The organism is Anaerohalosphaera lusitana (assembly GCF_002007645.1).
Classification (GTDB): domain Bacteria; phylum Planctomycetota; class Phycisphaerae; order Sedimentisphaerales; family Anaerohalosphaeraceae; genus Anaerohalosphaera; species Anaerohalosphaera lusitana.
In genome coordinates, this window is sequence record NZ_CP019791.1 from 1,281,571 (window position 1) to 1,305,055 (window position 23,485).

Below are 23,485 nucleotides of genomic sequence, written 5' to 3' on the forward strand. Positions count from 1 at the left end.
CCGCTAAAATAACCCCAGCGTAGCGGTAAAAATCATCCGCAGGGCACGACCAACCTCACCGCAAACCTCAACCCCGCCCCGCGCAACACCGCCAAAAACAACCGATCCTCACCAAAACAGGAGCACCAAATGGCCAACTCAAACAATATCAACCGTCGCGACTTCTTCCGCAAATCCTCCGCTCTCGGCCTCACCGCTGCCCTCGGCGGCTCCATCCTCGCCGGCAAATCCCGCGCGGCCCTGCCCTCCATACCGCCCGCCGGCTTCAACTCCAAACCAATCGACCTCGTCCGCATCGGCTTCATCGGCGCAGGCGGCATGGGCTCCAACCACATTCGCAACCTCATGAACATCGAAGGCTGCGAGATCCGCGCCATCTGCGACATCGTCCCCGAAAAAGTCGCCCGCGTCCAGAAATGGCACCGCGACGCAAACAAGCCCGTCCCCGCCGGCTACTCCAAAGGCGAACACGACTACAAACGCATGTGCGCCCGCGAGGATCTCGACCTCGTCTACATCGCCACCCCCTGGCGCTGGCACGTCCCAATGTGCGTCGAAGCAATGAACGCAGGCAAACACGCCGCCGTCGAAGTGCCCGCCGCCGTCACCCTCGACGAATGCTGGCAGCTCGTCGAAACCTCCGAAAAAACAAAACGCCACTGCTCCATGATGGAAAACTGCAACTACGACCGCGTCGAAATGATGGTCCTCAACATGGTCAAGCAGAACCTCTTCGGCGAACTCCTCCACGCAAAGTGCGGCTACCTCCACGACCTCCGCGACCAGGCGTTCAGCAAAGGCGGCGAAGGCCTCTGGCGTCCCGCCCATAACCTCACCCGCAACGGCGACCTCTACCCGACCCACGGCCTGGCCCCCGTCGCACAGTGCATGGACATAAACCGCGGCAACAACTTCGACTACATCGTCTCCGTCGCCTCCAAGAGCAGGGCGGTAAACGACCTCGCCGCCCGCCGCTTCGGCCCGGACAGCCCCCACACCCGCACCAACTGGAAACTCGGCGACGTCGTCACATCCACCATCCGCACCAAGAACGGCGAAACCATCGTCGTCACCCACGACGTCACCACACCCCGCCCATACAGCCGCGACTACTTCGTCCAGGGCACCCGAGGCCTCGTCCGCAAATACCCCGAGGCCCGCGTCCACATTGAAGGCACCTCACCCGCCCACGGCTGGGAACCGCTCAGCAAATACTTCGACAAATACGACCACCCCGTCTGGAAAGCCATGCAGCAAAAGGCCAGCGGCGCAGCCGGCCACGGCAGCATGGACTACATCGAAGACTACCGCCTCGTACAGGCCTACCGCAAGGGCATAACCCCCGACATGGACGTCTACGACGCAGCGGCCCTCTCCGCCGTCTCACAACTGAGCGAACGCTCTATAGAAAACAAAGGCGAATCAGTAAACTTCCCAGACTTCACTAGAGGAATGTGGCGTAAACCAAGAGAACTGCAAGTCCAAAAAGACGCATAAAATCTGACTACTTAACTTAGGCTGAAGTCTACTCATCTGCAAAAAGTTTTTTTTGTTGCGGCGCCTGATGGCGACACATCAATGCCGTATAATGGTTTATGTCTTTTAAGCATTCGTTGAGGTTTCCGCAAACCCATAAAGACTTGAAAAGCGCACAAGATCTTGCTTGGCAGTTGAATGATTTTTTGGGATTGAATTCAATATCTGTAAATGCATCGAATTTAAGCAGTTGGTAACTCAGATCCGGGTTTTGTTTCAGAGCCTGTAAATAAAGCCAGTCATAGAAAAGTGTTTTGGGTTCAAGTGGCCAGTCTTTATCATTAAAACTGAATTTAATCAGTTTGCCCGAGTCCCTGAGCCTTGGGTCACGTTTAGCTTTATTTCCTTCAACACCGAAAATATCGCGGTAGGGGCCGCCAGATTCAAAAACTTTGCTGCCTTGAAAAGCAGCTTCAACTGTAATAAATCTATCTGTTGAACCGATCTTTATTTTCAGATTAAATGCACTGAGATCTCTCCCAAGCTTGTTTTTAGATTTTCGTGAAACCTCAAGAACATCGGCATACCCTTGGCTTGTAGCTTGGTCATGAAGAGATTTGATAGATTTTTGCTTCTGGGTAACAGCAAATCCAGGGTGCCATTTGAATTGTAAATTTTCAGTAATGACAGTTTTCTCTTTAGGCCAGGGAATGAATAAAGGTCTTATTGCCATCAACCCATCCTCGCAATCATTTCAAGATAGTCTAAATTTAAAAAGTATTTGCACGGGATTTGTTCCTTAACCATTACTTCGGCTTGAATGCTGTATTTTTCACGTTCAGTAGCCCAGCTTCCCCTCTTTATCACTTCGAAGTTTACCAGTTGCAAATGAGCTAAGTTTGGCCCGACTTTTGCGTAGTTAGCGGTTGCATTAGTGTTGCTAAAAAGAGTCTCCTCCCAATAAATTACTTCAGGCGCAATCTCTATGAGTACTAACTCATCTATTCGCCCGTCATTTTGACAGACGTACTGCATAGGATGGTTATTAGTAAAAGACAATCGCACATAGTTCTGTAGCCCTCTTCGCGTGTCGAGTTCTCGAGATTTTTCATTTCCCCCGGCTTTATGGAAAAGCTGTCTTTCTGTCAGCTCATGCCAACTTAGAAGACTACCATGCTCGAAAATGCTAAGTAGGTTTGCTTTGTCTGTAAAGTGGTATAGGCATTTGATTCTATTGTTTTGGACAAATTCCCGAAATGCGTCGATGCCTGGCTTGTATGTTGGTACAAAAGTGTTTTCTGAAATATGTATTTGACTTGCTGGCAGTTCTGCACAACAATCGCAATCATCCCAATCATCGTAGGAGCGAAATACTGGGCGGGTTTTACTACTGCTAAGCCCAGGATAAAAATCGTCCTCTTCATCGAATGGCGATTTCCAATGCTCGTTGGCTGAGAAGTTCGTGTTTTGTTCTCCTGGGCCGTCATCCTCCCTTATGCAAACCCAAAAGATTAAGGCTATTAACGCTAATACTCCTAGCGGTGGCCAAATCGCAAATAGAAAAATAATCACAAAAAATGGGGCCATAAAAAGGTTTTCTCCTTTGGCTATTTGGACTATTAGAGTAATGGATAGTTTACTTTTTATGAAGACCAGGTCAAGTAAAAAGAGTTTTGCATCCTGTATTATTGAGTAGAACGAACGCAGAAACCTGTTACTCTGAATTTGCCATCTCTGTAACCCCAAACCGAACCACTCCCGCCCCATCTACGTATAGCACAACTCAAAACCCGCCCGACACCACCCACCCGAATCGCACCACAGCCGCTCCGGGCATTTATCGTTGTGCGATTCCGTCTCATCAGTAAAAATACAGTAACACAAAATGTCTATACGCATGGGGGCACAAAACATGAAAATGGCCATAACACGCAATTTCCGCACCACACTTACCGCAATGCTCATCCTCGCATCCGCGATCACCCTCACCAGCACCACCACCGCCGCACCAGCCGCAAACGCCATTGAACGTGAAAAAATCTTCACCAAGGTCCCGTACCTCCAGTCACCCGGCCCCGACCGCATGACCATCTGCTGGGAAACCGACCGCAACACCCCCGGCACGCTCTTCCTCGGCAAAAACGGCAAATACGAACGCTCCATAGGCCCCATCACCCCCGAAAGGATCGACGTATTCCTCGGCTCCGACCGCTACCTCTACACCGCCCGCCTAACCGACCTCACCCCCGGCACCCAATACCAGTACCGCGTCCAGATCGGCACCTCCCCCAGCCCGCTCTACACCTTCAAAACCTTCGACCCCGCCAACCCCTCCGTCAGCTTCATCATGTACGGCGACTCCCGCACCGGCCACGAAAACCACACCCGCCTCGCCTCCCGGTTCCTCGCCCACGACCCCGCCTTCATCCTCCACTCAGGCGACCTCGTCTCCTCCGACAGCTTCCGCAACTGGGGCAAACAGTACTTCAACCCCATGGCCCCCGTCATCCCCCGCGTACCCGTCCTGCCCAGCATAGGCAACCACGAAGGCAGCGCCTCCAACTACCTCAAATACTTCCACCTCCCCCAACCCGAACGCTACTACCACATCGAGTCCGGCCCGGTATTCGTCCTCACCCTCGACGCAGACAAAACCAGCAAACATGACGACCAGTACGCCTACGCATCCCGCGCCCTCGCCAACTCCGACGCACCCTGGAAGATCGTCCTCCTCCACGAACCGATGTTCAACGTAGGCGGCCACCGCCACACCTGGGACGGCAAAGAAGCATACCTGCCCCTCTTCCGCAAACACAAAGTCGACATCGTCGTCGCCGGCCACTCCCACATCTACGAACGCTTCCACCCCCTCGTCTCACGCGACGACCCTTCCTCATGGGCCATCCAGCACATAACCTCAGGCGGCGGCGGAGCACCCCTCCACGACCCAGCCGAAAACCACCCAATGCTCGCAAAAACCGCTAAGGAATATCACTTCATCACCGCCGCCGCAACCCCGAACACCCTGACCGCCCGCACAATAAACATCGACGGCCAAACAATAGACACCTTCACCCTCCGAAAACAAAACGGCCAGCAAAACATCCCCCTGGCCAAAACCCGCTACGAAGAAGAAACCGGCTAACGGCGATACGCCCTCGCCACCGGCACAAACACCACCGCCGCCACCGCCATCACCGCCGCGAAGAACCAGTAATACTCCGCCCCAGCCAGCTTGCTCGTCCCGTCCGCGTTCTGAATAAACGTATTCACCCCTGCCGTAAAAACGTTGCCCAGCGAGATCGACAGAAAATATATGCTCATCATAAACGACTTCATCTCCCGCGGCGCCTGCGTATACGAAAACTCCATCGCCGTGATCGAAACCATGATCTCGCCCGCCGTCAGCACCACATACGCCAGCACCTGCCACCCGATCGAAACCTCCGCCCCCGCACCGATCGCCCGCTCGATCATCGCCGATATCGCAAACGCCCCAGCCGTCACGAAAAACCCCACCCCCATCTTCCGAAGCGCCGTCAGCTTGAAGATCTTCCCCATCGCCGGATACACCACATAATTGAACAGCGGTATCCCCGCCATCACCAGCCCCGCGTTCACCGCCGGCATCTGGCTCGGCAGAAACTCCACCCCAAGCCACCGCCGATCCATCTTCTCCGCCTGCAGTATCCACGCCGAAGAAGTCTGATCGAACAGCGCCCAGAACACCGCCACAAACAGAAATATCACAAACACGTGCCCCACACCCCGCACCGTATCCCAACGCAATATCTGCCGCACAAAATCCATCCCCGCACCCTCACCGCGCTTCATCTTCCCCCGCCCGACCCATATCGCCGCCATCGCCACTATCATACACGCCGCCGGCACACCGAACGCCAACCCCGGCCCGAACCGCTCCAGCAGCCAGGGCGTCAGCGCCATCGAACCGATCGCCCCCACATTGATCGCAAAATAGAACCACCCGTACACCCGCGACATCAGATGCTCATTGCTCTTATCGAACTGCTCGCCCACATTAGCGCTCAGACAGGGCTTGATCACCCCCGACCCCACCGCAAGCAGCACCATCGCCGCATAAAGCCCCGTCCGCGTCCCATCCACCGCCAGCAGCAGCGCCCCCGCAGAGTAAAACAGCGAAAACACCACGATCGTCCGAAACATCCCCAAAAGCGCATCCGAAAGCACCGCCCCGACCACCGGCAGAAAATACGCCGCCGCCGTGAAATAATGAAACACGCTTTTCGCCTGCTCCTCACCCATCGGCGCAGCTTCGCCCGACGCATCAAGCAAATACCTCGTCATATACACAACCAGTATCGTCCGGATCCCGTAAAACGCGAACCGCTCGCCCGTCTTGTTCATCAGTATATGCGGAACCGCACCCGGCATCCGCCCGGCACCCGCATTTTCCACCGCACTGTCACCCATCAGTTATACCCCTGACTGCCGTAAATTCGGCAAAACCGGAACAAAAAACACACCGCCTTTCGCGATTTCGGCCCGCATAATAACCAAAAACACGTCAAGGTCAACCGCCCGCATGCCGAATCTTCACCTGCCGGCGGATTTTTGCTCCGGCCGCAACTATTTGCTTGACTCGAACACCGCTTTTTCGTATTCTTGACATTGAAAGCAATCAAACGGTGAATCACTATATGAAAATCGATCAGAGCAAAATCCTGACCCACTCGACCAGCCATCACATGGCCGCATCCGCACTGCGCACATCTAAGACCGACCACAAGACCCTCCGCGGCTCTGCATTCATGAACATGTCTCTCGGCATGGGTATGGGATCCACAGGCACGAAAGGTGCGCGTATGCTGCTCTGAATATGAGGAAAATTTCCGATTTCCCAGGCCTTTCAGAGCGGCAAGCTCCGAAAGGCCTTTTTTATTGGCCTAACAACAGGAGAGAGAAAAAATGGTTCACAAAGAATGGCACGAAGACGACAGTTTCTGGGAAACCTTCCAACCCGTACTGTTCGGCGAAAAGGTAATGTCCCGCTCCGCCTCCGAGATCGACAAGATCACATCACTGCTCGATCTCAACGGATCCGGACAGATCCTCGACCTCTGCTGCGGCGTGGGCCGTCACAGCCTCGAACTCGCCCGCCGCGGCTTCTCCGTCACAGGCGTCGACCGCACCGAAAAATATCTCGACGAAGCACGCGCCTGCGCCGAAGACGAAAACCTCGCCGTCGACTTCCTCAACCACGACGCCCGCACCTTCGCCAAACCCGAAACTTACGACATCGCCATGATCATGGACCGCTCCTTCGGCTACTTCGACAACGCCGAAGACGACCGCCAGGTCATCGAAAACGTCCACGCCTCCCTCCGTCCTGACGGCAAATTCATCATCGAACTCACCGGCAAGGAATCCTTCGCCTGCTTCTTCCAGCAGCGCGACTGGTACGAAGAAGACGGCGCCATCCTCCTCTCCGAACGCCAGGCCGTCGACGACTGGTCCGCCATGAACTGCCGCTGGATACTCCTCCGCAACGGCTACCGCTGCGAAAAAAACTTCCAGATCCGCCTGTACTCCGCCTACGAACTGACCGAACTGCTTAAATCCTCCGGCTTCAAAAACGTCCGCACCTACGCCGACCTCGACGGCAAAACCTACCACCCAACCGCAAAACGCCTCATAGCCGTCGCAACAAAATAAAGCATTAATAAACAGATGTTTACCTGAGCTCAAAAAATTATACAATGATCTGTCATAGTTAATCTAAGAGGAATCGGAATGACAGATCCCGGTGGAAATGTTAGAAAAAAATTCGAGGAAGAACAGTGCCACTCCGACCGTATGCAGCAGTTGGGCTGGGCGAGATTCGCTCGTCCCGTATGTGACCGCGAAAATCTGCCCAGGCACGTTCATTCCGATGCATTTGAGATATGCTGCATCGCATCAGGAAATGTTGAATGGTGGGTTGAAGGCCAAATATACAACGTAAAAGCTGGCGACCTGTTCATCACGTTCCCAGGAGAGTCTCACGGCGGCCTCAACGACATCATGAATCCCTGCGAACTTTACTGGGCACAGATACAACTGAATGATAATGCCGGCATTGGCGGCCTGACCGCAGAAGATCTAAAGGCTTTAAAACGAGAGCTCATTGATGCACAGTGCCGCGTCTTCACCGGCAGCGACAAGATCGAACAAGCATTCGCTTCCCTGATCGCAGAACACGAAAAACCCGACCAATTTGCCCGGGCCAAAGTCGAAACTAATCTTGCCCAACTCCTTATCGAAGTTGCAAGAGCATGCCAGGCAGGGCAGAGAAACCAGATATCACCGACAATCCAAAAGGCATGCAACACGATCAATGCCGCCTTCGACCAACCTATTCGTATGGAAGACATCGCACTCGAACTAGACATTAGCCTCACCGCTTTCTACAGACAGTTCGCAGAGCAATTGCACGAAAAACCCACTGAATACCTTAACCGACTGCGGATCGAACATGCAAAGGACTTGCTTAAACAGACTGACCATACCATCACACAGATAGCGCACGCCTCCGGATACTCATCCAGCCAGTACTTCGCGACCATATTCAAACGCTCAACAGGTTTGTCCCCGCGGGATTACCGAAAAAGTCTCAAAGACTAACGGCAATCAGGCTTTGAAATAGCTTTCAACATCAATTTGCAAACAGATAAACATTCCCATACGACTCCCCGCCGCCTTCACTTCGTGCAGTGATCCTCAGCTCATAATCTGCCTCAGAATCATATTCGTCAAGCTCCAGTTCGTAAGTGTTGTCAATGTGCCGTGCCCCCGCTTCACCCCGATGGTCATCCCGTGCAGCAACTTTGCTATTGCATAGCAGCTCGACCGACCTCATACCCAGCCGACACGCACCCCGCGTGTACTGTAGCTGCACTTTATAAATGCCCGCGCTGTCTATATGTTTGGAAATGTCGAAGGTCAGCGGACCGTATTCCTGCGAAACTGTCTCCGGCCTCCACTTGCCGATCGTCACCATCGGCACCCTGTAATTAATACCGAACTTTTCAAGCATTGGCAGATTCAGTTTCACACGTCCTAGAAAATCTTCCGTGTCCCGGATCGATTCATCCGACCAGCCTCGCTCCGCAATCGCCAGCAGACGCGGAAATAGCTGTCTGTCAACCTTCTCCGGTTCACGGTCAATATGCGACCAGAAATTCGCCTGCAGCCCCATGATCATATCCTTCTGCTCTGACGCAAGCGAGGCAGGTACCGGTTCGAACGAATACGCCTCTGCCGTGTCGGTCGCCGCATACGAATAATCGAAATAGCAGTGACTTGTTGGCGACATGACAACCTTATTGCCAGCTTTTGCAGCCGCAATCCCTCCCTTAATACCCCGCCAGCTCATTACCGCCGCATTGGGCGCCAGCCCGCCTTCGAGTATCTCATCCCAACCGATGATCTTCCTGCCCTTGCTGTTGACATATTCCTCGATCCGCTCGATGAAATAGCTCTGCAGTTCGTGTTCGTTCTGCAAACCTTCTTCAGCAATGCGTTCCTGACACTTCGGACATTCTTCCCACCGCGCCTTCGGCGCCTCGTCTCCGCCGATGTGAATATACTCCGAGGGGAATATCGCGATTACTTCGTCCAGTACGTCCTTAAGAAACGCGAACGTCTCTTCATTTCCCGCGCAATAAATATCCCGTGTGATATTCGGACCCTTGAAAAACGGAAATATCTCGAAAGACCCGCCTGTGCATGACAGTTCCGGATAGCACGCCAACGCTGCCAGCGAATGCCCCGGCATCTCGATCTCCGGCACGATAGTGACGTTCCGCTCAGCCGCATAAGAGACCAGCCCCTTCATCTCCTCCTGCGTATAAAACCCATCATGCGATGCCGGCTCATCATACTTATCCGGAAACCTCGCACCTTTCTGCGTCAGCTCAGGATACTTCTCGATCTCCAGCCGCCAGCCCTGATCATCCGTCAGGTGCAAATGAAGCACATTCATCTTATAGAACGCCATCCGGTCTATAGTCTTGCGTAAATAGTCAAGCGACTGAAATGTTCGGCTGCAGTCCAGCATCAGTCCCCGCCACTCAAAACGCGGCCAATCCCGTATCCGCACTGCAGGCACCGAGATAGTTCCATCTTCCTGCGAACCCGCCGACACCATTTGACCCAGAGTCACGGCCCCGTAAAAAAGCCCTCCGCAATCTCGCGCACGGACTGTGACCCCCTCCGGAGCGACTTCGAGCACGTAACCGGACTCATCAAGCTCCAGGGACTCATCAACTGCAAGATTGATAAATGACGGACCCGTCTTCGCATCAGCAATACTCATCGTCAGATCGCATTCCTCTGCTATCATCGATTGCAAGTGCCGCGCTGCTTCCCGAGCTTTTCCTCCCGCTATGATCGTTGTCTCCTTCGAAAGCACAAATTCACACTCTGCCCGTTCGATCTGTCGAGGAACCGGTATAAGCTCGAACTCGCCGGCGCCGGCAAAACTCAACATGGATACCAAAATGACAAATGCGATTATCGTCCGGGTTACTGATTTTGCCTTGAACATCTCTATTCCTCGATCTATCGATTTAATTCTATAACAGCTTCTGCAATCTAAAAAAGCGGAGGAGAATATTGTCCCCTCCGCCTTGCAATTCTGTTTTATTACATTGCAAAATATGGTTTTCGCGTCTTCCACTTGCCCCGCGTAAAATCGGGGACTTCGATCGGCTGATTGTTCTTCTCTATCGACATCTCAGACAATGGCCCGATCGCCGCCATCAGAACACCGTCATACAAATGCAGCGGCATCGGTTTCTTCTCGCGCAGCGACTTTATAAACTGCGTCAGCATGATGCCGTCCGCACCGCCGTGTCCGCCGAATGCGTTCTTCGCCCATTCATGCTTGTATTTCTCGTGGTAAGGCGGAAATGGCTCCCAACTGTGATACCGCGGACTCTTGCCCGTTATATACAGTGCATTTCGCTGCTCGTTGTAAATACCCCGCGTTCCCTGCACCATCCACCTGTTATCGTATGGCCGCGGCGACTGCATGTCGAAATTGATCACGATCGACTTGCCTTTTTTCGTCTTCACCACAGTCGTCACGATGTCGCCCTGTTTATACTTTCGCTTAGCATTCGGATGGTCCGGGAAGTTCCGCTTGAAATAATCATGTATCGCGAACTGATCAGTAGCCGTCGACGTGATCGTATCGTACCAGTCGCCGCATCCAATGTCCATCCAGCTCAGAACAGGTCCCTGCTGGTGCGTCGGATACTGCGCCCGGTTGTGTTCGACAAGAAACTTCGCACCCCATCTGCTGTCACCGGTCCCCCGCTCAAAGTACCAGTGATCGATGCAGTCATGCGAATACGCACAGTGAGCGTGCGTGATCGTCCCGAACACCCCCTCACGGATCATGTTCAGCACAGCAAGGTTGTCACTTCTAAAGCTCCAATTTTCGAGCTGCATGCAAGGCGTACCCGTCTTCTCCCACGTCTCGATCAGCTCCCAGCATTCCTCCATCGTATATGCGATTGGCACCTCACAGCCAACCGCCTTGCCGGCCTTCATAGCGTACACCGACATCGGCGTGTGCAGATCCCACGGCGAACCTATTATCACCGCATCCAGATCGTCACGATCCATCAGCTTTTTGTAATCTTCCGGCTCCGTATACCCATCCGGCTCAGGCTGACCCGCATTGGTCACGATCTTTTTCGCAGCCGCCAGCGCCTTCGGATCGATGTCGCACACAGCCGGTATCTCCACACCGCCCAGACCAAGAACCACGCTCATCAAATATCGACAACGGTTGCCCGTACCCACAGCACCGATACGCAAGGGCTTGTCATTATCTTCTGCCGCACCAAATGCCGAACCCGCCAAGCCGGGTATACTCAAGCCCGCAACCAGCCCCGCATTCGCCTTGATAAAACTGCGTCTGTCCATCTTTCCATTCATTGCACTATCCTTCATTAAACCCTAAACATTTCCATGTTCTATTCGTGAAGGTTTCAGCCGGAGAAATGAAACGCATACTTCTCCATCGCATCCGCCAACGCCCGCACATTCTCTCGCGGCACACCCGGATACAGCCCATATATCAACATCAGCCCTCCCTGCGGCGACCCGAGTTTAGTCACTTCCTCACGTATCAGCTTCTCGATATCCCCCGGCGATCCGTGCACAGTCACCTCCTGTCGATCTATATCCAGGTCCACGCAAACACGCCCCCCAAGATTGTCCCGTATCCAGTCGATCCCGTTCACCAAATCCTGAATGTTCACCGCCTCCACCCCATCGCGAACGAGCTCATCAACCAGCTCACGAACACAGCCGTCCGAATGCATATGGATAATACATCCAGCTTCCCGCGCAGGCTCCATAAGTCGCTCATAAACAGGCCCGATATATTTTTTGAACATCTCCGGCGAGACCATCGGCCCGCTCTGCATGCCTAGATCTTCCGCATAACACATCATATCCACACCAAGATCGACATACCGCTGCACTATCTCGGCATTGAACCGCTCGACCATTTCGATCAGCCTCTGCAGATCCGCATGACCGTCAAACATATCAAAAAGCAGATCTTCATAACCCCGCAGATCGACCATCCGCTGGAACGTGTGCCCATGAATAAGACCGCCTACCGTGAACTCACCTGCAGCCTTCGCTTTCTCGATCGAGCTGCTGATCTCACCCCAGTCGACCCCAACCTTACCGTCCGTCACCGCCGGATCAGGCATAATAAAGCTCTCAAACGCTCCCCAGTCCGCCAGCGGATGCTCCGTCACAGTTCCCACGATCCCGTCCATCGCCGTCTCCCACTTACAGCCCCACGGATCAACATGCGGCCTACCCACACGCTCCGGCACCTGCTGCTCCAGTTCCGGCCGAGCCTGCTTTCTCTTTGCCGCAGGGAACAGAAAAGAATGCTCCGCCATAAGCTCTTCCAGAAATTCCGCCGGATAGTGGCCCCAGCACGCCTCATTGATATGGAACGTCATCGGTATATACTCGGGCCGATCAAAGCGGATCGCCCGCACAATGTTATCGCGTTTTGAAAGCGCATTACTATCCATGCCCGTAATATAACGCTTCAAAAAACACCTGTCGTTCACTATCCTGTGAAAATATTTCTAACATTCCCCGCACCGGACAACTGAAGCATAACTAAAAGTTGTTTCAAAACTGCCCTTGGCTTTCCGACCGGAAAAAGGGCCGCCGAAAGATAAATATGAGTTTTGAAATGGCTTCTAAGGAAATTCTTGTCGCCTTACCATCTCGACATTCATATCTTCTGCAATCGGACAAAGACGGAATCGCCAGTCGTATTGTTTCTCAAGCAGACGATATTTCTTGAGGGGTGAAAGTCCCCAACTGTTATTGCCTCCGACACCTCGCTGGCGATAATCGACATTGACAGTAATGTCTCCGTCCATCGGCAGCTCATGAACATGCTCAGCCTCTTCCAGCTCGTTCGCCGTATACGGCCATGCACTGAAATCCAGCCGATCCATGCCGGCTATACACAGGCCTAAACCCTGATCGTCGGTCAACGTCAACCATCGCGTATCCGTCCTATTGCCGTTCTCCTGCGGCCGCACGTATAGATGGGTAAGGTCACTCACATCCGCTTCATACAGGCCGAACGCTCCGGAAGTCCTACGATCCCAATACGTCTCGTGAGGACCCCGCCCCAGCCAGCGAACATTCGCAAACTGTTTCGGCATCTGCGTCGTCATACCCAACCGAGGCAGTTCCGGCGCATTCTCACCGATACTCAGTTCGGTCTCAACGACAACATTTCCGTTCCCGTAAACAGTATACCGATATCGACAGAATGTATCGTCGAGCGGCAGACGCGACTTCGCATCGATACGGACTATTTGCCCAGCGATCACGCTTGAACTGATCGCAATTACCTCCTGATCGGACCCAGCCTTCTTCCATGCTATCGACTTCTCTTCAAAACCTTCTCCGCGATCATTATCATTAGGTACCCGCCAGAAATTCGCTCTCAATGGACTCACCAGCAGTTCTGTCCCTTTATATTTGTAGGATTCTAAAGCTGCCGTCCCCTTGTCGATCGTCAGATTAAAACCGACTCCCGAAACGATAACATCGTTCGCCGTTTCTTTCAGCATTAACTCTGTCATCGTTTCAATATCCGCCCTCTGCTTCGGCGCATCGAACGGAACCTGAAACTGTTCCCATGAAACAACATGTCCCGCATCTGCCCAGGATGCATCATTAGCTAAACGGAACGTCAGTTTGACCCAGTACTCGGCTCCCGCTTTGACTGCCGGCTTCGCAAATGGAACCGTTATCTCCTGCGACCCGTTACTGGGTACCGACAACGCAGGCACTTTGCCTTTATGGATGACCTCGCCGTCCTCAGACAGCTCCCAGCCCACGTCCAGAAAGCTAAGATCAACAAAATCATACTTGTTGCTGACCGCGAACACACCTCTTCTGACATCGATCGAATCTACGTCAATATATTCATACACTTTCTTCACTTCATACAGCGAAGGATTCGGCGACCGGTCAGGCCGGACAATACCGTTTATACAGAAGTTTTCTTTGTTGGGCACGTCACCAAAATCACCGCCGTACGCCCAATATTTTTCACCGCTGGGTGAAGTTTTAACCAGCCCCTGATCAACCCAATCCCATATGAACCCGCCAATCAGACAGGGATACTTTTCTATGGCGTCCCAGTACTCCTGAAGGTTCCCCATCGAATTGCCCATCGCATGTGCATACTCATTCAGCAGGAAGGGACGACCAGGTTTTGACTTTGCCCGCTTGACGATCCATGCCGGAGTTTTGTAGGTCTGGCTGTCCATGTCCACAGCACTATTCATCTGACGATAATGAAAAGGACGCGTGCTATCGATCTGCTTGGCGGCACTGACCATCTTGACAAAATTGTCACCATGGCCTGCCTCGTTACCCAGCGACCAGAGAATGACCGAAGGATGATTCTTGTCTCGCTCCACCATACGTCTCATGCGGTCAACTACCGCCTTGGTCCACTTAGGATCGCTGCCGGGCAGAATCTCCTTGCCGTAAGATATGCCGTGGCTCTCAACATTGCATTCGTCCATGACATACAGTCCGTACTGGTCACACAAACGATACCATTCCGGCGCATTGGGATAATGTGATGTACGAACAGCATTGATGTTGTTCTGTTTCATCAGCTTGATATCCTTGATCATCAGATCAGTTCCCACAGCTCTGCCGTGCTCAGGATCATGCTCGTGACGGTTCACACCCTTGAGAAGAACCGATTCCCCGTTGACATAAAGCTCGCCCCCCTTGATCTCTACTTTGCGAAAACCGACATCACAACTTGTCGCCTCGATCGTCTCACCATCGCTGTTTTTCAAATTCAAAACCAGCGTGTAAAGGTTTGGCGTTTCCGAAGACCATTGTTTCGGCTCCTTCATCGTTTTGGAAAACTCATACTTTATTGTTTCATCTGGATCAAAGCTGCCGTTGTCCGATTCAATATCGACAGAGAAGATTTTCTTCGGTTCAGCCGGAACATCCAACGTCGCACCAAGGCTCCCTTTTTCATAGAGAGCGGCTTCGAGCACCGGCGCCTCGGCCTTGCCCTCGCCATAACTGATAACTTCGGCATCGACTCGTAAAACGCCGTCTGTATAATCATCCGTCAGATCACCGCGAACGTAGAAGTCCCTGATATGAAGTCGCGGCGTCGAATAAAGATAGACATCTCTGTAAATGCCCGACAATCGCCACATGTCCTGATCTTCCAGATAGCTGCCGTCCGACCAGCGATAAACTTCAACCGCAACAATGTTTTCGCCGCTTGTAACAAACTCGGTAACATTGAATTCTGCAGGCAGCATGCTCCCCTGACTGTAACCCACTCGCTTTCCGTTTACCCAGACATAGAACGCACTCTTTACACCGGCAAAGTGAATGAAAACCTCTCGTCTGTCCCAGTTCTCTGGTACCTGAAATGTTCTGCGGTACGAGCCCACAGGATTGCGGTTCTTGTATGCCGTATAACTGCGGTCCGGTTCACTGGTAACACGGGGAGGATCAACCTTGAAAGGATAGGTGATGTTGGTGTAGATCGGTACACCATAACCTTCTAACTGCCAGTTAGAAGGTACGGAAATCATATCCCATCCGCTGACGTTGTAATCAAGTTTGTAAAATTCCGCTGGCCGTTCTGCCGGTACAGCCGCCCAGTTGAACCTCCATTGACCATTCAGCGGCAAATAAAAAGGAGATTCTTCACAGGATTGACGCAGTGCCGCCTCTTTCGAGTCGTAAGAAACCATTGTAGTGTGTGGAGCAAGCTTGTTTTGCCCGATCATTTCTGAATTTTCCCAGTCCTGCTGAGCAATACCCACAGAACAACCAAAAAGCAGCATCAACAACACAAATATCGAATTATTGTGCATGACAGCCCTTTCTTAAAAAACGTTCATTGAACGAAGTGTTTATACCCCATTGCATTCTCAGAAGCAAGAGAGGCGACTGTTTTTCTCAAATGCTTACTTAACCGGCTGGCTCCCCCTATTGACATCTGCCCGCAAGCCCCTTATTATTAACCATTTATATTTGCAAAATTAGACAATAAGGGTAATTAAAAGATGTCTGAAAAGAAGAAAAAGGGATACCGCGACACGCTAAATCTGCCCAAAACCAGTTTCTCAATGAAAGCCAACCTCACCCAGCGTGAGCCCCAGCAGCACAAGGCCTGGAAAAAGCAGAAGATATACGACACTATCCTCGCTGCCCGCGAAGATGCGCCCACATACACTCTCCACGACGGCCCACCATACGCAAACGGCGACATCCACATGGGCCACGTCATCAACAAGGTCCTCAAGGACATTGTCGTAAAATACAAAACCATGGCTGGCTTCAAGGTCCCCTACATCCCCGGCTGGGACTGTCATGGCCTGCCCATCGAAGTAAAAGTAATGCAGGAGCTCGGCGAAAAGATCCGCGAAATGCCAAAGCTCGAGATCCGCAAACGCTGCAAGAAATACGCAAGCAAATTCGTCAAGGTCCAGACCAAACAGTTCAAGTCCCTCGGTATCTTCGGCGATTTCGACAACCCATATCTCACCCTCAAACCTCAGTACGAGCAGGGCATCCTCGAGATATTCGCCGAACTCATAGGCAACGGCCTCGTCTACAAACAGCTCAAACCGATCCACTGGTCCGTTGGCTGCGAAACCGCTCTAGCCGACGCCGAGCTCGAATACAAGGACATCCCTTCGCTCAGCGTCTACGTCAACTTCCCCGTAACTGATGAGACACGCAAAAAACTCGCAGACCTCAACCTCGTAACCGATGACGACGCGACCGCCTCCTTCATGATCTGGACCACCACACCCTGGACCCTCACCGCAAACCTCGCCGTCGCGGTCAATCCCAAACTCGACTACGTCTCCATGACCTACACAAAAGAAGGCCGCAAGTTCTCTTCCATCATCGCAGCCGAACGTGTCGAAGCAGTCGCACAGGCAGCAGGCCTCGAGCAGGGCGATTACACCATCAGCGACCCCGTCAAGGGCTGCGAATTCGAGGGCCTTCGCTACGAACATCCGTTCGTCGAAACCAACCCGACCGACAAAGACGCATACTTCGCCATCTGCGCAGACTACGTCACCACCGAGGACGGCACAGGCGTCGTCCACATCGCACCAGGCCACGGTGTCGAGGACTACGTCGCCGCACAAAACTACGGCCTTGCCGTCTACTCACCAGTCATGGACAACGGCCGCTACGACAACACAGTCCCGGCGTTCATCAAGGGTAAAAGCGTCCTCAAGGTCGACCCCATCGTCGCCGACCACCTCAGCGAAAAAGACCTCCTCGTCGCAGCAAAAGAAATAACCCACAGCTACCCTCACTGCTGGCGTAGCAAAACCCCGGTCATCTTCCGAGCCACCGAACAGTGGTTCGTATCCGTCGATAACCAGGTCCCCAAGGCCGGCAAGAGTCTCCGCAACCTCGCCCTCGAACAGATCGGCGACGTACAGTGGGTCCCTCAGTGGGGCGAAAAGCGTATCCGAGGCATGCTCGAATCCCGCCCCGACTGGTGCATCTCGCGCCAGCGTGCATGGGGCCTGCCCATCCCCGCGTTCCTCAACAGCGATGGTGACACACTTATGACCAAAGAATCCTGCCTCCGCGTCGCCGAACACATCGGCAAAAAAGGCTCGGACTCGTGGTTCATCGACTCGCCCAAAGAGATCCTCGGCGAAGACTTCGAACTCCCCGAAGGCTTCACATGGGACGACCTGCACAAAGAAGAAAACATCTTCGACGTATGGTTCGAGTCCGGCTGCTCCTGGCACAGCGTCATGCGTAAACGCGGCTACGACGTCCCCGTCGACCTCTACCTCGAAGGCTCCGATCAGCATCGCGGCTGGTTCCAGCTCTCACTGCTGCCCGCCCTCGGTGCGATCCAGCAGGCCCCGTTCAAGACCGTACTCACCCACGGCTTCACCGTCGACGAAAAGGGCATGAAGCAATCCAAGTCGCTCGGCAACTACGTCAGCGCTCTCGAAGAAATTCAGAAGTATGGCGCCGACATACTCCGCCTCTGGGTCTCTAGCGTAAACTACCAGGAAGACATGCGATGCAGCGACGAACTCATCGGCCGCCTCAGCGACGCATACCGCAAGATCCGTAACACGCTCCGCTACCTCCTCGGCAACGTCAAGGACTACGACCGCTCCATGGCCGTCCCATACGAAAAAATGCTCCCCGTCGACAAGTGGGCCATGCAGCAGCTCCAGAAGCTCATCAGCAAGGTCCGCCTCGCATACGAGGACTTCGCCTTCCACCGCGTCTTCGGCCTTGTCTACAACTTCTGCACCGTCCAGATGAGCTCCATCTATATGGACGTCCTCAAGGACCGCCTCTACTGCGACAAGCCCGACTCGATCAGCCGCCGCAGTGCACAGACAGTAATGGTAGAGATCCTCGAAGCTATGATAAAACTCATCTCCCCGGTTCTCGTTCATACCGGCGAAGAAGCCTGGGCCGCCTTCGAGCAGAAGTCCGAAACCGACCTGCCAACCGTCCACGCGGCAACCCTGCCAGACGTGAACGAGTCGATCAACTGGCAGGCCGAAGAAGCCCGATGGGACAAGATCATGACCCTCCGTGACGACGTCCTCCGCGTACTCGAAGGCCTCCGTCAGGAACAGGCCATCGCAAGCAACCAGGAAGCCTCCGTCACTATCACCATCGACGATGAAGAACTCTACAGCACCATTGAAGAACTCGGCGTCGATACCTTCACCTCCCTCTGCATCGTCAGTGAAGTGAAGCTCGAAAAGGGCGACAAGCTCGACATATCAGCAGCCAAAAGCGACCATCCAAAATGCGAACGCTGCTGGAACTACCTGCCCTCCGTCGGCCACGATACGGATCAGCCCGACCTGTGCATCCGCTGTGCCGAAGTCGTAAATCACGCATAGCCGTCTGACCGATTAGACAATTACATAAGGCCCTCAAGGTTTCGCACCTGGGGGCCTTTCTAATGTCTTGCAAATACAGCGTGTCTCTGCTTTCACCTCTTAATCCAATCCCCGAAACCGCCTGTGCGGATGATTCCGCCTGTAAACAAGTACCGCCTTGCGCACCCCAAAATAGGCAGCCGCCCCGCAAACGCCTCCTAACACAAAACCGCCCACCGTAAGTTCCATCGCGATCCCAAGAAACGCTCTGCCCGTCTCCCTCCAGAATTCCGACCGCCACATATTTCCGACATCCGCAAATCTTGTGAGTATCACCGCTACCCGCTCCGGACCGACTGTCGACTCGCCTGCCAGCGCAGTAATCCCGCTGCCCACGAAATAACACGAAAGGTACAACGGCACACAAGTCACCGGATTATTCAACCAAGCCCCCATCAGCGTCACCGCCTTGTTCGCCCGAAACATTATCGCCAAAACGATCGCAAGCAACGTATGAAATCCCAATGGCGGCAAGAACGCCACAAATATCCCCATCGCCGCACCCAGCGCGATCATATGCGAAGAATCCTGCACAGACACAATGCGGTACTTCACAAAACGCATCAGCCTTTCCACTCGGCTTCGCTTTTCCTTAACCATCCCTCTTATTCCCCCGCCTAGTCGCTGCTGCTCACGCTGCCGTGCTCGATAAGCTCCCTCAATCTCTCAAAGACCTTCTCGACCCCAACACACTCAATCCGATGCCCCGGATAACTGCTCCTTATCGCCTCCCCCCGATCGAACGCATCGATTGCCGCAACACTCTCCTCCCGCTTATACGGCCCGATCCTGCTCGGATTCGAGGGCCCGCATACCATCACCAGCGGCACGTCAAACGTACTCGCGATCTGCCCCGGCCCCGTATCATTCGTCACCACCGCCTTTGCGTTACCGAGCACCGCAAGCAGCTCCGGCAGATTCGTCTTCCCCGCCAGGTTTACAAAAAACGAATCCGTCATCCCCGCGATCTCATCTATATACTCACGCTCACCTGCCGTACCGACCGCCACCACAGGCGTCTTGAGCTCATCATGCACCAGATCCGCAAGCTCAGCGAATTTCTCCCTCGGCCAGCACTTCCACTGATGCGCCGACTGACATATAAAAACAACATACCGCCCATAATCGATCGCATAATGACTCAGCAGCCTGCCCGCACTGCCCACCGCTTCCTCCGGTATCTGAATTCCATAATCAACCTTGTCCGTCCGCGCTCCGCATTCATCGGTCATCTTCAAATAATAGTCCGTGACATGCAGCGAATCTTTCGGCCTCTCCACGTGATGATTATAAAACAGCCACGCAAACTCCCTCGCCCCTTTCATTCCGTACCGTCTCCTGCACCCGCTGATCCACCCCAGCAAAGCCGTCCGCAAGAGCCCCTGAAAATCCAGCACCAGGTCGAACTTCGCCCCCCGCAGCTTCCTTATCAGCCCCGCAAGCTCCCGCCTCGCCTCTTTCTTATAAAACTTCCCCAGCAGCTTCCTGTCGAACAGAATTATCTCATCAACCGCGGGCACACACTCCAGCAGCGGCGCGAACTCGGGCCTTACCAGCCAGCTAATCCTCGCATCAGGCCACCTCTTTCTCACCGCCTGCAGCGCCGGCAGCGCAGTAGCAACATCCCCCAACGCCGATGGCTTCATGATCAGTATTCGCTTATGTTCTTTGTCTTTCTGCATCTGCCCGATCTTCACTCATTTATCTTCACGCGCCTGCTTCATCGCTGCCTTCGCCGCCGTCAAAAGCCGCACCCCCGTCGCCTCTCTGCTTATCCTTCTGAATCTCCGCTGCATTTCATCCCGCCCCACACCGGTGAGATTACAGTAAATCCGAAAACTCCGCAAGTAATCGCTCACGTATATCGCCGGGCTCGCCATCAACGTAGCCCCCAGTTTCACGAAAGGCCGCCACCTGCACTCACCCCTCCTCGGCCCATACCGCTTGATTCCGTCCATATCCACCAGCAGCACCCTCGGCCTGGACCTGCCTTTCCCCTCCACCAGGAAATTACCCCCCTTGGCATCCCTGTGCCACAACCCACCCTTATGCATCTGAGCAAGTATCTGCCCCACCTGCTTGCCAATATTCGCTTTCAACCCCGCATCCTGCGAAACCCGCCCACACTCATCATGAAAATAATTATACAGGTTTGTCGACTCTGGGATGTACTCAGCAATGAAGATATTCTCCCTGCTCGATCCCGCAACCCGTCTTTCGATCCCCGCCAGCGGATAAGCCGTCGGTATCCCATACCTCACCAGTCTCATAGCTGTCCTGAAGTTGCGAACCGCCTTACCCCTCAGCAGCGACCTGCAAAATCCCCTCAAACCGTTCTCCGGCAGCATCCTCTTGATAACTACCTTCCGTTTGATCCCTCCGATCTCCAGCTCACCGCAAACAACATCAACAAGCGAGCCTTTTTTGAGAACCTTAGCTCCCCCATCGACCAGCCCGTCGACATCCTCGAGCACCCGTCTCCATTCCTCCATGCTCAAGGACTCTCCATCGCGATACCTCGTAGCGACAAACCCTCTCCATCCGCCGCCAACCGCGATCTTCCCAGCGTGGCTCTCAATGCTGCCGATACCTGATTTTCCCGGTTCCATCATCATAATAGCCGCAAATTCTATGCTATCTGTTCCCCTATAGCAATTAGTTTCGGTTCTTTAACCCTCATGACGCTAATAAAACTGGACAAACCCGCCCGCCTCACCTTAACATATAGGTGCCCTATAGGCTGAACACTCGAGAATACAACCGCCCCGGAGAAGAATATGGCCCAAAAAGGAAAATATACCTATTCCTGGCCCCGACCGGCCGTCACCTGCGATGCACTCGTTTTCCGCACCGACACACCCACTCCCCAGCTCCTGCTCATCCAGCGGGGCACCGAGCCCTTTAAGGGTAATTGGGCCTTCCCGGGCGGCTATGTCGACATAGACGAAGAACTCCACCACGCCGCCGCCCGCGAGCTCGCCGAAGAAACCGGCCTGCAGAATATGGACCTGAAACAATATAAAACAGTCGGCACCATCGGCCGTGACCCCCGAGGCAGACAGATTACCGTTGTTTACTGGGGCATTGCGGACCCCTCAAATACGGATGTCAAAGGCGCAGACGATGCCGACCTCGCCCAATGGTTCCCAGTTGACGACTTGCCGCCGATGGCCTTCGATCATGCCGAAATAGCCGCATCGGCCCTCAAGGAACTTAGTATTTTAAAGACGTAATTTTCACGATCATAATGTGGCCCTGTTAGGTGGAATGACCGATATACAACGGAAGGGGAGCTCTAATAATTGCTTTTGATCGGCAAGTAGAAGATTTTTGCATCCCGGCAAGGAAGACAAATCAGCTTTAGTTGTTGCTGAAGCGGTTTTTGTCTGACGCCGCTCGGAATCAAAAAGATTCGCTTGTCCGCCAAAATGAATTCTTAGAGGTGCCCTTAATATCCGGATTGCGGGAACGTCACCGCCGGACCGTGCGTTAACATTGGTAAAAGCAGACGAGGTGACACGTCCTTTTTGTGACATTTTTCACAACTTTTTATTGACACAGCTTCCCGTCTCCAGTACCGTACCTATGACTGTAAACTGGGGAAGGTGGAGGCTAAAACTGAAAGGCGGAACAAATGGGTAAACCTACGCTATCGTCTTACATCCGGGAAAATCTGGATGATTTGGGAAAGAAAACGGAGCCGGGACCATTTGTAACGATTTCCCGGCAGTTCGGTTGCGACGGCTACGAGCTCGGCGACCTGCTCCTTGAAAAGCTGAATATACTTGAACCTGATACGCCCTGGAGGCTCTTCAAAAAAGAGATACTCCGAGATCTGGCCGAAGAAACAGGCCTCGCTGAAGAGGTCCTCGAACACGAGAGAATGGCAAAACCCAGCCTGATCAAGGATTTCTTCCGCGGCATGAAGCGTAACAATATCCCTGACGGGTACGAAATAAGAAACAAAATTACCCTCATGGTTCGAACGGTCGCATTCGAAGGCCACGCCGTAATTATCGGCCAGGGCGGTACAGCAGCAACCGCCGACCTCGAAAACGGACTCAGCGTCCGCATCGAGGGCCCAAGGGACTGGCGAATAGCTCGCGTCAGCAGGCGGCAGTCGCTAGACAGAAAAGCGGCCGTACAGGCGATAGAAGACGTAGAAAAACAGCGGAAAACGCTGCGAAAGGTATACGAACAGCAGAATCCAAAGGAACCTGCGTTCAACCTTACTATAGATAACTCGGTCTTTAATAAGGAACAGGCGGTTGACCTGATCATTTTTGCACTTGAGCAGAAAGGTCTGATCAAGCCTGAAAAGCCCGCTGTTCCTAAATAAGACTTTTAGAAAACGGTATCGACTAATAGAATGTCCGCTCGACCCGGACTTGCGATAATGAAATGAGCAGCCGCGAGAAATTTGTCCGAGTGTCAACGGACTCGATTTATATTGGCAGTATTCCAGAAGTTGC

General features: G+C 53.4%; 18 protein-coding genes. 8 read left to right on the plus strand and 10 right to left on the minus strand.

Features of this window, described 5'->3' with window-relative positions; all coding sequences use genetic code 11:
• The first annotated feature begins 129 nt into the window (after positions 1 to 129).
• On the plus strand, positions 130 to 1,497 hold the full coding sequence (locus STSP2_RS05480) for a Gfo/Idh/MocA family protein (protein ID WP_146660621.1): 1,368 nt from the start codon (positions 130 to 132) through the stop codon (positions 1,495 to 1,497).
• Between the two features lie 28 nt (positions 1,498 to 1,525).
• Here the strand turns inward: STSP2_RS05480 and STSP2_RS05485 are convergent, their stop codons facing one another.
• Both STSP2_RS05485 and STSP2_RS05490 read right to left on the minus strand, forming a co-directional pair.
• Positions 1,526 to 2,209, minus strand: a complete 684-nt coding sequence (locus STSP2_RS05485; RefSeq protein ID WP_146660623.1) for a DarT1-associated NADAR antitoxin family protein — start codon at positions 2,207 to 2,209, stop codon at positions 1,526 to 1,528.
• Complete coding sequence (locus tag STSP2_RS05490) at positions 2,209 to 3,063, minus strand: DUF4433 domain-containing protein (RefSeq protein WP_169853011.1); 855 nt, start codon at positions 3,061 to 3,063, stop codon at positions 2,209 to 2,211. The genes STSP2_RS05485 and STSP2_RS05490 overlap by 1 nt, the downstream gene beginning before the upstream one ends.
• Before the next feature lie 325 nt (positions 3,064 to 3,388).
• Here STSP2_RS05490 and STSP2_RS05495 point away from each other — a divergent pair, with 325 nt between their 5' ends.
• Entirely contained in the window at positions 3,389 to 4,621 is a 1,233-nt protein-coding gene (locus STSP2_RS05495) for a purple acid phosphatase family protein (protein ID WP_169853012.1), read from the plus strand.
• Here the strand turns inward: STSP2_RS05495 and STSP2_RS05500 are convergent.
• The gene (locus STSP2_RS05500; protein WP_146660629.1) at positions 4,618 to 5,928 is read right to left on the minus strand and encodes a POT-type proton-dependent oligopeptide transporter; all 1,311 of its coding nucleotides are present in this window, start codon (positions 5,926 to 5,928) and stop codon (positions 4,618 to 4,620) included. The genes STSP2_RS05495 and STSP2_RS05500 overlap by 4 nt on opposite strands.
• 227 nt (positions 5,929 to 6,155) lie before the next feature.
• Here STSP2_RS05500 and STSP2_RS17295 point away from each other — a divergent pair, with 227 nt between their 5' ends.
• The 3 genes from STSP2_RS17295 (at position 6,156) to STSP2_RS05510 (ending at position 8,118) form a co-directional block, all read left to right on the plus strand.
• Complete coding sequence (locus tag STSP2_RS17295; protein WP_169853013.1) at positions 6,156 to 6,332, plus strand: hypothetical protein; 177 nt, start codon at positions 6,156 to 6,158, stop codon at positions 6,330 to 6,332.
• A 91-nt stretch (positions 6,333 to 6,423) separates the two neighbouring features.
• Positions 6,424 to 7,170, plus strand: coding sequence for a class I SAM-dependent methyltransferase (locus STSP2_RS05505; protein WP_146660630.1), 747 nt, complete (start codon positions 6,424 to 6,426; stop codon positions 7,168 to 7,170).
• Positions 7,171 to 7,248: 78 nt separating this feature from the next.
• On the plus strand, positions 7,249 to 8,118 hold the full coding sequence (locus STSP2_RS05510) for an AraC family transcriptional regulator (protein WP_146660632.1): 870 nt from the start codon (positions 7,249 to 7,251) through the stop codon (positions 8,116 to 8,118).
• Between the two features lie 31 nt (positions 8,119 to 8,149).
• Here the strand turns inward: STSP2_RS05510 and STSP2_RS05515 are convergent, their stop codons facing one another.
• The 4 genes from STSP2_RS05515 to lacZ form a co-directional block, all read right to left on the minus strand.
• A complete protein-coding gene (locus STSP2_RS05515) occupies positions 8,150 to 10,042 on the minus strand; it encodes a beta-N-acetylhexosaminidase (protein WP_146660634.1) in 1,893 nt (630 codons plus the stop codon).
• Between the two features lie 98 nt (positions 10,043 to 10,140).
• Positions 10,141 to 11,442 (minus strand): Gfo/Idh/MocA family protein, encoded by a 1,302-nt coding sequence (locus STSP2_RS05520; RefSeq protein ID WP_169853014.1) that lies wholly within the window; start codon positions 11,440 to 11,442, stop codon positions 10,141 to 10,143.
• 53 nt (positions 11,443 to 11,495) lie between these two features.
• Positions 11,496 to 12,587, minus strand: coding sequence for a uroporphyrinogen decarboxylase family protein (locus STSP2_RS05525; RefSeq protein ID WP_146660638.1), 1,092 nt, complete (start codon positions 12,585 to 12,587; stop codon positions 11,496 to 11,498).
• Between the two features lie 153 nt (positions 12,588 to 12,740).
• Entirely contained in the window at positions 12,741 to 15,932 is a 3,192-nt protein-coding gene (gene lacZ / locus STSP2_RS05530; protein ID WP_146660640.1) for a beta-galactosidase, LacZ type, read from the minus strand.
• A 192-nt stretch (positions 15,933 to 16,124) separates the two neighbouring features.
• Between lacZ and ileS the strand changes: the two genes are divergently transcribed.
• The gene (ileS, locus tag STSP2_RS05535; protein WP_146660642.1) at positions 16,125 to 18,974 is read left to right on the plus strand and encodes an isoleucine--tRNA ligase; all 2,850 of its coding nucleotides are present in this window, start codon (positions 16,125 to 16,127) and stop codon (positions 18,972 to 18,974) included.
• A gap of 99 nt (positions 18,975 to 19,073) precedes the next feature.
• On the opposite strand, the gene STSP2_RS05540 is transcribed toward ileS, so the two are convergent.
• The 3 genes from STSP2_RS05540 to STSP2_RS05550 are packed head-to-tail and all read right to left on the minus strand — an operon-like array spanning position 19,074 to position 21,628.
• Positions 19,074 to 19,613 carry a DUF2062 domain-containing protein gene (locus STSP2_RS05540; protein WP_146660644.1) on the minus strand — a complete coding sequence of 180 codons (540 nt, stop codon included), beginning with the start codon at positions 19,611 to 19,613 and terminating at the stop codon, positions 19,074 to 19,076.
• Between the two features lie 17 nt (positions 19,614 to 19,630).
• On the minus strand, positions 19,631 to 20,695 hold the full coding sequence (locus STSP2_RS05545) for a glycosyltransferase family 9 protein (protein WP_146660645.1): 1,065 nt from the start codon (positions 20,693 to 20,695) through the stop codon (positions 19,631 to 19,633).
• A gap of 15 nt (positions 20,696 to 20,710) precedes the next feature.
• Positions 20,711 to 21,628: a lipopolysaccharide kinase InaA family protein gene (locus tag STSP2_RS05550; RefSeq protein ID WP_146660647.1), complete on the minus strand. Its 918-nt coding sequence runs from the start codon at positions 21,626 to 21,628 to the stop codon at positions 20,711 to 20,713.
• A gap of 162 nt (positions 21,629 to 21,790) precedes the next feature.
• On the opposite strand from STSP2_RS05550, the gene STSP2_RS05555 reads away from it, so the two are divergent.
• Complete coding sequence (locus STSP2_RS05555; RefSeq protein ID WP_146660649.1) at positions 21,791 to 22,246, plus strand: NUDIX domain-containing protein; 456 nt, start codon at positions 21,791 to 21,793, stop codon at positions 22,244 to 22,246.
• A gap of 401 nt (positions 22,247 to 22,647) precedes the next feature.
• A complete protein-coding gene (locus tag STSP2_RS05560; protein ID WP_146660651.1) occupies positions 22,648 to 23,352 on the plus strand; it encodes a cytidylate kinase-like family protein in 705 nt (234 codons plus the stop codon).
• Positions 23,353 to 23,485: the final 133 nt, after the last annotated feature.

Coding starts and splice junctions, on each gene's coding strand:
- STSP2_RS05555 (WP_146660649.1), top strand. CDS start 21,791: ATGGCCCAAAAAGGAAAATATACCTATTCCTGGCCCCGACCGGCCGTC.
- STSP2_RS05480 (WP_146660621.1), top strand. CDS start 130: ATGGCCAACTCAAACAATATCAACCGTCGCGACTTCTTCCGCAAATCC.
- lacZ (WP_146660640.1), bottom strand. CDS start 15,932: ATGCACAATAATTCGATATTTGTGTTGTTGATGCTGCTTTTTGGTTGT.
- STSP2_RS05490 (WP_169853011.1), bottom strand. CDS start 3,063: ATGGCCCCATTTTTTGTGATTATTTTTCTATTTGCGATTTGGCCACCG.
- STSP2_RS17295 (WP_169853013.1), top strand. CDS start 6,156: ATGAAAATCGATCAGAGCAAAATCCTGACCCACTCGACCAGCCATCAC.
- STSP2_RS05560 (WP_146660651.1), top strand. CDS start 22,648: ATGGGTAAACCTACGCTATCGTCTTACATCCGGGAAAATCTGGATGAT.
- STSP2_RS05550 (WP_146660647.1), bottom strand. CDS start 21,628: ATGATGATGGAACCGGGAAAATCAGGTATCGGCAGCATTGAGAGCCAC.
- STSP2_RS05495 (WP_169853012.1), top strand. CDS start 3,389: ATGAAAATGGCCATAACACGCAATTTCCGCACCACACTTACCGCAATG.
- STSP2_RS05515 (WP_146660634.1), bottom strand. CDS start 10,042: ATGTTCAAGGCAAAATCAGTAACCCGGACGATAATCGCATTTGTCATT.
- STSP2_RS05540 (WP_146660644.1), bottom strand. CDS start 19,613: ATGGTTAAGGAAAAGCGAAGCCGAGTGGAAAGGCTGATGCGTTTTGTG.
- STSP2_RS05510 (WP_146660632.1), top strand. CDS start 7,249: ATGACAGATCCCGGTGGAAATGTTAGAAAAAAATTCGAGGAAGAACAG.
- ileS (WP_146660642.1), top strand. CDS start 16,125: ATGTCTGAAAAGAAGAAAAAGGGATACCGCGACACGCTAAATCTGCCC.
- STSP2_RS05520 (WP_169853014.1), bottom strand. CDS start 11,442: ATGAATGGAAAGATGGACAGACGCAGTTTTATCAAGGCGAATGCGGGG.
- STSP2_RS05500 (WP_146660629.1), bottom strand. CDS start 5,928: ATGGGTGACAGTGCGGTGGAAAATGCGGGTGCCGGGCGGATGCCGGGT.
- STSP2_RS05545 (WP_146660645.1), bottom strand. CDS start 20,695: ATGCAGAAAGACAAAGAACATAAGCGAATACTGATCATGAAGCCATCG.
- STSP2_RS05485 (WP_146660623.1), bottom strand. CDS start 2,209: ATGGCAATAAGACCTTTATTCATTCCCTGGCCTAAAGAGAAAACTGTC.
- STSP2_RS05505 (WP_146660630.1), top strand. CDS start 6,424: ATGGTTCACAAAGAATGGCACGAAGACGACAGTTTCTGGGAAACCTTC.